The 5,360-nt window shown below is 63.4% G+C and carries 5 protein-coding genes; 1 reads left to right on the top strand and 4 read right to left on the bottom strand.

Features of this window, described 5'->3' with window-relative positions; translation table 11 throughout:
• Positions 1–743 precede the first annotated feature (743 nt).
• The 3 genes from D0Z70_RS24065 to rlxS form a co-directional block, all read right to left on the bottom strand.
• On the bottom strand, positions 744–938 hold the full coding sequence (locus D0Z70_RS24065; RefSeq protein WP_119750721.1) for a helix-turn-helix domain-containing protein: 195 nt from the start codon (positions 936–938) through the stop codon (positions 744–746).
• Complete coding sequence (locus D0Z70_RS24060) at positions 935–1,354, bottom strand: CopG family transcriptional regulator (RefSeq protein ID WP_119750719.1); 420 nt, start codon at positions 1,352–1,354, stop codon at positions 935–937. The genes D0Z70_RS24065 and D0Z70_RS24060 overlap by 4 nt, the downstream gene beginning before the upstream one ends.
• 95 nt (positions 1,355–1,449) lie before the next feature.
• Positions 1,450–3,399 (bottom strand): relaxase/mobilization nuclease RlxS, encoded by a 1,950-nt coding sequence (gene rlxS, locus D0Z70_RS24055; RefSeq protein ID WP_119750723.1) that lies wholly within the window; start codon positions 3,397–3,399, stop codon positions 1,450–1,452.
• A 395-nt stretch (positions 3,400–3,794) separates the two neighbouring features.
• Between rlxS and D0Z70_RS24050 the strand changes: the two genes are divergently transcribed.
• Positions 3,795–4,190, top strand: a complete 396-nt coding sequence (locus tag D0Z70_RS24050) for a polyketide cyclase (RefSeq protein WP_119750717.1) — start codon at positions 3,795–3,797, stop codon at positions 4,188–4,190.
• Between the two features lie 14 nt (positions 4,191–4,204).
• On the opposite strand, the gene D0Z70_RS24045 is transcribed toward D0Z70_RS24050, so the two are convergent.
• Positions 4,205–5,125 (bottom strand): HEPN domain-containing protein, encoded by a 921-nt coding sequence (locus D0Z70_RS24045; protein ID WP_119750715.1) that lies wholly within the window; start codon positions 5,123–5,125, stop codon positions 4,205–4,207.
• Positions 5,126–5,360: the final 235 nt, after the last annotated feature.

The following is a 5,360-nucleotide window of genomic DNA, read 5'->3' as shown; positions in this document are numbered from 1 at the left end:
CCTATCCGAAAACCGCGATGACCACCCGCGCTGCTGGCTGGCTGCCACAGCGCTATATCGAAAGCGCGCAGCCAGCCAGCAGCGCTACCGTCATAACCTACACCACGTCCGGGGACGCGACCCTGCACGAGCAAAATGCTGGAATTAATGGCACAAAACTATGACGGTCTTGGCTGGAGAGAGATATGGCCGCTTGTGCTTGACGCTTGCGTCGTAACACATAACCAGGTTGGAGACTGTGTACGAAATCTGCGCAGTAGTGCAGAGATAAGCGTGCCTGCCTGGACCATCTCCGCGATTCGGCGACCAAAAGATGAGTTCCTGATTAAGCTTGTTTGACGACGGTTCGATAGGAAGCCCAGCTGAGGCTTTCCGAGTTTTTAATCTAGTTAAGCGCGCAGGTGGACAAACGACCATTGTCGGGATCGGTCGCACACTTAACGAATGGCCAAAAGTGAGGAGCTAAGCAGCAACTGGCATATCGTCAGGCCAAATGCTGGGAATGTCAGCTTACGTCAGTTGGCGATTTTGAAGCCGGCGGTCGCAAATGTCCCAGCTATCGCCGAAAATCTTAACTGCCCTGACCACCAGCGCTGGCAAAAAGAAGCCCCGCCGCGCGATGCGCTGACGGGGCCGAAGTTCAGGGAGGTGTCACTCAAGGGGGGAAGAGTGACAGAACATAGATAGGGCGTCCCTCCCCACATTCAATGCAACGGCAGCACGTGATCCTGTCGCGAGGCTGTTCACCGTCGCTGCCGTCGGCCTTCGGTCAAGGCCTTGAGACTATCGACCGGGATCAAGGTCATGGCCCCGATCTTGACGATGTCGATCTCGCCCTCGGTAATCAGTTCATAGAGCTTGGACCGACCGATGCCGGTGATGCGGCAGGCTTCCTTGATGCGTACCGTGATGCGCTCGGGTGTGGGTTCGAGTGTCATGGCTTGGTCTCCTTGCTGTTGGCGGGCGGCAGGCGCTCGGGTTCGACGGTCGTGCCAAGCCGCCGTTCAACCAGTTCCATGAATCGCTGGTAGCGCACGCGGCCAAGCTGCGCGGTTTCATGATCGAACGCGGGCTGATGGGCGACCAGGGTCAGCTGATGCTGGACGAAGAGGCCGAGGATTTCCGTGAGCGCATCGACCTTGCGCTCGAGCCGCTCTGCGGCCCGGCTCTGCCGGTCGAGCCGGGGTCCGAAGCGCTGGTCGAGTTCGCTGCCCGCCTTGCGCTCGAGCCAGGCGGTGAGCGCGTCGGTGAGGATGGTCGTCTTCGACGCACCCGGCGCAGCGGTCAGCGCATCGAGCTTCTCCGACAGAGCGTCGGGCAGGTAGAATTGATGGCGGGTCTTGAACGTCTTCACGGCGGACGATCCTTTCGCCTTGTAGGATCGCGCCGGTGGCCGCCGATGGACAGAGTCTCGCTGGTGTCGCCAGGGGCCATCCAGGGCTGCCTCGTTCAGCTGATGCCAAGACCCCGCGCCCGGGTGCCGATCGTCCAGCTGATGCCTTCGCCACGCATGACGCCCGAGACGGATTTGCCGACCGCGCGCTCGAGCACGGGCCGCCAGGGCACGAGGCTGAACTCCTGGGCGTGTTCGATCAGCGCATAGCGCCGGTCGCCCACCTGCACGGCGCGGCGATAGACGCCTTCGATCGGCGCGTCGGCATGGGGTTGGCGATGGGCAAGGCCGGTGTCCTGCTCGATGCCTGAGATGACGCGATCGAGCTCGCGGCGCTGGAGCAGCTGCAGCATGTTGCGGCGGTAGCGCGTGACGCCTTCTTCACCCTCGGCCAGCTGCTGATCGACCAGCCATTGCCGCCGCTGCTGCATTGCGCCGCGCACCTCTGCCCCAAAGCCGCGCTGCAGGGGCACGGGCGTGGCGGCGGTGAGCTGGCGGTCGAGCCAGGTCTCGCCATCATGGGCAGGCAACTGCTCGAGCGGCTGGTGCGATAGCGTCTCGATGATCACCGGCGCTTTCAGCCCCTGTCGCTGCTCATGGGCCAGCGCATCGGCGAGATGATCGGAGCCGACCTGCCACGTTCCGTCAGCGAGGCGCTCGGGCCTGCCGATCGAACGGCGCATGGCTTCAAGGCGGCGGACATGCGCCTGGGCGCCGCTCTCGCTCATCGCGGGATCATGGCGCAGGTGGATATCGACACTGTATTTGCCGTCATGTTCACTGGCGATGGCGGCGACGGTGCGGTCCACCGTTCGGACTTCGGCTGGACGGGGCGAGAGGCGCAGGATCGTGCCCTTGGCATGAACGGACTGGTCCTCGCCGATATCGGCATAATGGCTGCGGCCATCGATGCCGTCGATGATCATATAGCGCCGGTCGCGATGCTCATCCGACAGGCCGGTCGCCACCAAGCGGCCGATGATCGGTTTGGCGGACGGATCGCCGCTGTCGAATAGCGCATGGTCCTGCGGCGGCCGGGCGATGCCTGCCTCGCGCAGTTCGCGGTTCAGGGTGCGGATGATATCGCCGCGCTCGCCCATCTGGCGCAGGGTCGGCTCAAGGTCAGGATCGAGCGTCCATTGGCCTGCCTTGCCCTCGCTGGCGAGGCCAAGGCGTTCGAGCGTGCGCAGGCGGCCGATGCGCAAAGCGTGCTCGCGCGGATCGCTGGTGGTGACCATCAACTGGCGATCGCCATTGGCTTCGCGCAACAGGCGGCGATCGATGCCGGTAAACCGCTCCTGGCCGATCTCGCGGTCCTGCGCGGCCATGATCTCATGGGTTGTGCGCGGGCCAAGGTCGAGGCTGACCAGCTCTTCTGCGCGGCTGCGCAGGCCCTGGGTCAGATAATCGCGGGCGATGACCAGATCCTTGCCCCGTTCGTCCACGCCGCGCAGCATGACATGGCTATGGGGATGGCCGGTGTTGAAGTGATCGACCGCGACCCAGTCGAGCCTTGTGCCCAGATCCTTCTCCGCCTGGCTCATCAGGCGACGGACCAGGGGTTTGAGATCGTCATACTCCGCGCCATCCTCTGGCGCGACGATGAAGCGAAACTGGTGGCGATCCCCTTGCCCGCGCGCGAGGAAGGCTTTCCCATCGACCCTGTCGACATCCGCGCCGTAGAGCGCGCCGCGCTCGCCCTCGCGGGTGGTGCCGTCGCGCTGCAGGTAGCGCAGGTGCGCGGCGGCGGCCATGCCCTTGCCCCCAAGCTTCACGATCCGCGCCTTCACGATGACGCGCCGTGCGCGCAGGCCAGTCATGCGCTGTGATGCCCCCAGCACGCGGCCCACGCCCGCGCCGCGCCCGATCGCGGCGCCAGTGAAGCGGCGGCCCCTGGCGCTCGCCACGCCCCCTGCGCGGCGCGCACGGGCGAGGGTCTGGCCGACGCTGCGATCCTTCGCGCCAATGCGACCGAGCCAGAGTTCGAAGTCGTCGTCGCCGGGCATGCATACCTCCTCCTGGTCCGCAAAGGACAAGAGGATGGGCAAGCCCAATAGCCCCGTTCAAGGGCCTCCACTCCGAGGCCCGCAATACCGGCCTTTCCGATACCCCAGGAGGCAAGGCCCTTTCCTTGCCTCCCTCGCAAAGCCTGTGCAGACGCCCGATCGCTGGCCTCATGGAGGCAGCGCTTTAATCTTGCCGTCCCTTCTATCCCCCTGATCCCTCCTTCCCGGACGCCTATGGACATTCTCCACCGCTGCCACCGACCACCAGCCCCGGCGCAGTGGGCCTGCGGATCGTCCGCATGATCCTTGCGGTCAGACCGCAGGAGTCGTAGCGCGCAGGAGAATGCCTGGGACGCTGCAAAAGCGTGGGATGCAAGAGCCAGAGGGAAAGTAAAATGCTGCCATCACGCACCTTGAGCGTGTCGATCAACCATTCATGGCAGGCGCTCTACGAATGGATCTGGCGACCGGAATATTTCACCAAATGGGCGTCGGGCCTGGCCGAATCCGACCTGCGGAAAGAGGAAGATCTATGGCTTGCCGATGGCGCGGACGGTCCGATCCGCATCCGTTTCACGCCGCATAATGATCATGGAATCATGGATCATTGGGTCGATACGGGCAGCGGTTCCGCCATCGCTATCCCGATGCGGATCATCGCCAATGGCGACGGGTCAGAAGTGCTGCTGACGCTGTTTCGACAGCCCGACATGGATGACGAACGCTTCTCGGCAGACGTCAAATGGGTGATGCGGGATTTGAAGACATTGAAGAGCCTGATCGAAGGCTAGGCCGACGTTAAAGGCTAGGCAGCTCGGGCGAGGTCTTCGATCCGCGCGCTGCACAGCTCGCGGATAAGGTCCTGCAACAGCGCCACCCGTTCGCTCAGCCATGCCAGCTGCTCAGCCGTGATGACATATTGGCGCGAGTAGCGCGCTTTCACATAGGCCGCCCGCAGCAACTCATAGCAGCGCCGCTCGAACTTCGTGTCGGCGGGCCAGACGGCGGCAAGGCGGGGCTCAAGCTGCTCGGTCTGGGAGCGCAAACGGTTCAGATTGTGGGTCTTGGGGCTGTATAAAGTGCGGACCAGAAACAGGCAGTGATATAGCCGTTCACTGGCCTGATGAAGGTCGAATGCAGCATATTTAAGCTGGCCATCCGCCACGCTATTTCTCGCCCGTTCTATGGAATAGGACGCACTTTCGAACCACTCCTCATAATAATCCTGTGTCTCCTGCAGCGCCTGAGCAGGCTCCAGCGGCTGCGGTTCGGCCAGCGGATGATCCGGCTCCTCGAACAGGATTATGCCGTCGCGCACGATGTCCATGAAGAAGTAACGGCCCAGTTTCAGCTGGGCGTTCACATCATCGATGCTGTGGTAGATCGGGCTGACCTGCGTGCGCAGGCGTGACCCATCGGCAAGCGCGTCGAGCAGCTTCGCTTCGGTCTTCATCCAGAACTCCGCGCCGTCGGTGAAGTCCTCGCCGCTCACCACGACGAGAATGTCGAAGTCCGAGAAATAGCGGCCCACCGGGTCCTCGACCCAGTCGCCGCGCGCATAGCTGCCGAACAGGATGATCTTGAGGATGCGGCCCTGCCGGTATTTCTCGTGGCACTTTTTGCCCGTGGCGGTGGCAAAGCCCTCGCGCAGCGTCTCGACCACGAAATCCAGTTCGCGGCGCTTGGCCAGCGGCAGGGTCACATCCTTGTCCGTGATCGATTTCATGGGGCCAAGCCTTGCGGCAAATGTCGCTCATGCCAAGCAAAAAATCGGCAGGGGCGGATGAGGAAAGAAAGATGGCTGGCGGCATGATCGCCGCCAGCCATGGGGTGGGATCATGCAGCCTGCCGTTCCGGCTCGGCCTCTGCCGAAAGCTCTGTGTCGTCCTGCCGTTGATCCTCGCGGGCAGCTAGCTCGAGCGCCTTCTCGACGCTGCCGACCCCGCCGCGCGCCGTATAGG

Origin of the sequence: Sphingobium terrigena, from assembly GCF_003591655.1 — a bacterium.
Taxonomy (GTDB): Bacteria; Pseudomonadota; Alphaproteobacteria; order Sphingomonadales; family Sphingomonadaceae; genus Sphingobium; species Sphingobium terrigena.
Note: the sequence above shows the minus strand (reverse complement) of the source record. Positions and strands in the feature narration are given on the sequence as shown.

Coding starts and splice junctions, on each gene's coding strand:
- D0Z70_RS24065 (WP_119750721.1), bottom strand. CDS start 938: ATGACACTCGAACCCACACCCGAGCGCATCACGGTACGCATCAAGGAA.
- rlxS (WP_119750723.1), bottom strand. CDS start 3,399: ATGCCCGGCGACGACGACTTCGAACTCTGGCTCGGTCGCATTGGCGCG.
- D0Z70_RS24050 (WP_119750717.1), top strand. CDS start 3,795: ATGCTGCCATCACGCACCTTGAGCGTGTCGATCAACCATTCATGGCAG.
- D0Z70_RS24045 (WP_119750715.1), bottom strand. CDS start 5,125: ATGAAATCGATCACGGACAAGGATGTGACCCTGCCGCTGGCCAAGCGC.